This window comes from Mesorhizobium sp. M2A.F.Ca.ET.042.01.1.1, assembly GCF_003997405.1.
Taxonomy (GTDB): Bacteria; Pseudomonadota; Alphaproteobacteria; order Rhizobiales; family Rhizobiaceae; genus Mesorhizobium.
This window is the reverse complement of sequence record NZ_RZRX01000394.1, coordinates 1-3,827: the sequence shown is the minus strand read 5'-3', so window position 1 is coordinate 3,827 and position 3,827 is coordinate 1. Positions and strand designations below refer to the sequence as shown.

Below are 3,827 nucleotides of genomic sequence, written 5' to 3'. Positions count from 1 at the left end.
TCAGTTATCCGCAGCAGCCCATAATGTGAAGGAACGCGGCTACAACGCTTGAAACCCGCTGGATGCGGCGTTCGCGGACCGGGATTTGCTCAGCATTATTTTCGGTCGAACCTTTGCTGTCGTTTTGACCAGCAAAGGAACCAATAATGTTGAATGCCGATTACGAACCCATCTCAAAGCTCAGGATTTTACTGACCGAGCAACGATACAGCCCTGTGGTGATCGGGAACTACTGCGCCTATGCGCGCGGGTTCGTCGAATACCTTGCGCAGCAGAACATTGAGATTGCGGAGGTGACCGAGGCGCAGGTGGCTCAGTACCTGCAATATGCGATTGCGATGTTCCACAAACGCCATGGTCGGGCACCGGCGCGGAATTGGCACTCCATTCCGCGTTCTGGAATCCATGCGTTGCTGCGGCTCGCACAGGGTCAATGGCCATCCGTGCCGCAAGCGACCTGCGCTGCTGACACGCTACGCTTTGCGATCTGCGACGAGTACGAGACCTGGCTGCGCGAGGAGCGAGGTCTTGCCTCGGCCAGCATCGACGCATTGATGTGGGAGGGCCGAAACTTTCTGGGCTGGCAGCTCGATCGGCACGGCCCCGACAGTCTGATGACGATGACCGTGGGCGACATCGACTGTTACATGGACACGCGCAGCCCTCATCAGACGCGCAGGTCCGTGAAGGATGTGGCGGAGCGCCTTCGCTCGATGTTGCGCTATCTCCATCGGACAGGGCGCACTGCAATCGACTTATCGCCGCACGTGATCGCCCCCTTGCTCTATGCCTATGAGGGGGTGCCTTCGATCCTTACGCCGGACCAGGTCGCTGCGGTTTTGCAGGCCTCGGGGGAGGATAAAACGCCGGTGGGTCTGCGAGACCACGCCATCCTTCAACTGCTTGCGACCTATGGCCTGAGATCGGGCGAGATCTGCAATCTGCGGATCGAGGATATCGACTGGCGGGCGGAATCGATCCGCATCAGGCATACCAAGACCCGGGCATGCTCATTCCTGCCATTGATGAAACCGGTGGGTGAAGCGGTTCTCGCCTATCTGCAGGCAGGGCGGCCTGTGACCGACGCCCGCGAGATCTTCGTCCGCACACGTGCGCCCTATCGCAAACTCGGCTTGCTGGCCAGCATGGTGCGACGGCGACTTGGCGATGCCGGGGTCAAGCCGGTCGGCAAGAGCGGCTCCCATATCTTCCGCCACGCACGTGCAGTGGAAATGCTGCGCGCCGCTGTGCCCCAGAAAGTGATCGGCGACCTGCTCGGGCATCGCTCTGCCGAATCCACGGCCCCCTATCTGAAGCTTGCCACCGAAGATCTCCGGGCCATCGCGCTCGACGTGCCGGGACAGGAGGTGCGGCCATGACGATCTGGCCCGACCCTGAGCGCCAGTTGATCGCGCGGTACATTGCAGGCCTCAACCTGCGCACCACGAATAGCCCCATCTACTACAGGCAGGCGCTCAACATCTTCCAGGATGTTGCCGAGCGAAACACCAAACTCGACAAGGACATGCTGGTGGCCTGGCTGCATGTATCCCCGGGCCGGTGGGCGTCGACGACGCGGCTGCACCGAACCCGGATTATCGACCGGTTCCTCGATCACCTTGAGGACACCGGAGCGATCGAACGCAATCCCGTCACCGTACTGCGTGAAGCATGCAATATCAAACAGTGCATGCCGGTGTGGCGGGCGTTAGCCTCCCGCGATCCGGATAGTGCGCTTGCCGAACTATACCAGCCCAAGCCATTCGGCAGCGTGCTGGGCGAAATGATGGCCGATCACGTCACGCTGATGCGCAACCGCGGTTACAAGTACATCTCTCAAACGGTGTGGCTCTCCCGGTTCGACCGGTTCCTGCAGCTGAACCCAGCGCTCCAGGAACAGCCGCTCAGGGTAATGCTCGAGCACTGGTCCGCGGCTAAAACCACGCGCAATCATCCGAACGAGTGCGAAAAGCTGAAGCGGGTGCTTGCGAAAATCCTCCGCCATCAGGATCCATCAATCCCGCCCCGCCGACCTGACCCACGCCCGGAAAAGGAAGTGGTCAGGCATTGGCGAAAACCGCATATTTACACACCAGCCGACGTGCGGCGTATGCTCGACATCGCCCGCTCTTACCCCTCGCCACGGGCACCGATGCGCCCGTTGAGTATCTACACCATGCTGTTGCTTGCCTATTGCGCAGGGCTGCGGCGAAGCGAAGTCGCCCGCCTCGATCTGGGTGACGTTGACTTCCAGAGTGGCACGATCACGATCCGGCAGACCAAGTTCTACAAGACCAGAATACTGCCGCTTCCCGACAGCGTGATGGTTGAGCTTCGATCATATATCGAAGCGCGCCGCCGTGCCGGAGGATCTCATGATCCACGCTCCGGCCTGTTCTGGCACGAACAGCGTGGCGACCGCTATACGAAAGAGGCTGTCGCCTGGCTACTTGTTGATGTCATACGCCGTGCCGGGCTGAAGCCGCCTCAGGGGCGAACAGGACCTCGCTTGCACGACCTGCGGCACTCGATGGTCGTCAACCGGATTCTCGAATGGTACAAGGCGGGCGTCAACCCGCAGGATCGACTGCCGTTCCTCGCAACCTATCTTGGCCATCGGGACATCCACTCGACCCTGGTCTACATCACCGTCACGCAGGACCTTCTACATCACGCCAATGAGCGGTTCCGCGTGCTTGGTGCGCCATGCCTCAATATCGCGCCGGAGGTGCGGGCATGACCAGGAACAATCGGTTCCCACACCTGATGCGCGCGTTCTTCTACGAATGGCTGGTCGAGCAGCGCAATGCCTCCATCCATACGGTGCGTTCGTATCGCGATGCCTGGCGGCTCTTCCTCCGGTTCGTTGCAAAACGCGCAGGGAAGAAGGTGGCGATGATCACGCTGGCCGATCTGACCGCCGGAGAGGTTATTGCGTTCCTCAGTCACGCCGAACACGAACGCGGCGGCACGATCGGCACGCGCAACTGCCGGCTTGCAGCGATACGCAGCTTCTTCAACTTCGTTGCGACCAAGGATCCCGGATTGATCGCCCAATGCGTCGAAATCCTCAACATTCCAGTGAAGCGCGGACCAGTATCAGAGCCCTGCTATCTGGACCCGGCGGAAGTGACGGCGATCCTGGCTCAGCCTGATCGTTCGACACTCGAAGGCATGCGCGATCACGCCCTGCTCTCATTCCTCTACAACAGCGGCGCGCGAATACAGGAAGCGCTCGATCTGTGCTCCGGTGCGATCCGGTTCGAAAACCCAAGCTGCGTGCGCCTGACCGGTAAGGGTCGAAAAGAACGTATCTGCCCACTCTGGCCGGAAACCGTGATGCTGTTGAAGAAGCTGCTCGAACGGCAACCGCGGGCGCCAGACCAGCGGTTGTTCGTCAACCGCTATGGCGAACCGCTCAGCGCGTCGGGGGTCCGGTTCAAGCTTGCCGCTTATGTCAAGACGGCGGCCGAGATCACGCCAACGCTACGCGACAAGCATGTGACACCTCACGCCTTCCGGCACGCAACCGCCGTGCACCTCATATCGGCGGGCGTCGACGTCACGGTTATCCGTAGCTGGCTCGGTCACGTGAGCCTCGATACGACAAACCACTACGCCAGAGCCAACCTCGAAACAAAGCGCAAGGCATTGGAGCAGGTCGGCGTGCCCGAAACACCCGGCCGTCAGCCCTCATGGAAACGCGATACGAGCGTTCTCGCCTGGCTCGACACGCTCTGAAATAATGCGGAGGAATGTGGCCAGAAACTCCGGACTTCTGCCAATCTGGTCACGTTCCTTCACATTATGGGCTGCTGCGGATAACT

3 protein-coding genes are annotated in these 3,827 nt (G+C 60.5%); all 3 read left to right on the top strand.

Features of this window, described 5'->3' with window-relative positions; all coding sequences use genetic code 11:
• The first annotated feature begins 146 nt into the window (after nucleotides 1–146).
• From EOA23_RS32470 to EOA23_RS32460, 3 genes are read left to right on the top strand one after another with little or no spacing between them, the layout of a single operon-like run.
• Nucleotides 147–1,379 carry a site-specific integrase gene (locus tag EOA23_RS32470; protein WP_127307079.1) on the top strand — a complete coding sequence of 411 codons (1,233 nt, stop codon included), beginning with the start codon at nucleotides 147–149 and terminating at the stop codon, nucleotides 1,377–1,379.
• A complete protein-coding gene (locus EOA23_RS32465; protein WP_127307078.1) occupies nucleotides 1,376–2,740 on the top strand; it encodes a tyrosine-type recombinase/integrase in 1,365 nt (454 codons plus the stop codon). The genes EOA23_RS32470 and EOA23_RS32465 overlap by 4 nt, the downstream gene beginning before the upstream one ends.
• Complete coding sequence (locus EOA23_RS32460) at nucleotides 2,737–3,741, top strand: site-specific integrase (protein ID WP_127307077.1); 1,005 nt, start codon at nucleotides 2,737–2,739, stop codon at nucleotides 3,739–3,741. Before EOA23_RS32465 ends, EOA23_RS32460 begins: the two co-directional genes overlap by 4 nt.
• Nucleotides 3,742–3,827: the final 86 nt, after the last annotated feature.

Excerpts from the sequence above, each read along its gene's own strand:
- EOA23_RS32460 (WP_127307077.1), top strand. The coding sequence starts at position 2,737 with ATGACCAGGAACAATCGGTTCCCACACCTGATGCGCGCGTTCTTCTAC.
- EOA23_RS32470 (WP_127307079.1), top strand. The coding sequence starts at position 147 with ATGTTGAATGCCGATTACGAACCCATCTCAAAGCTCAGGATTTTACTG.
- EOA23_RS32465 (WP_127307078.1), top strand. The coding sequence starts at position 1,376 with ATGACGATCTGGCCCGACCCTGAGCGCCAGTTGATCGCGCGGTACATT.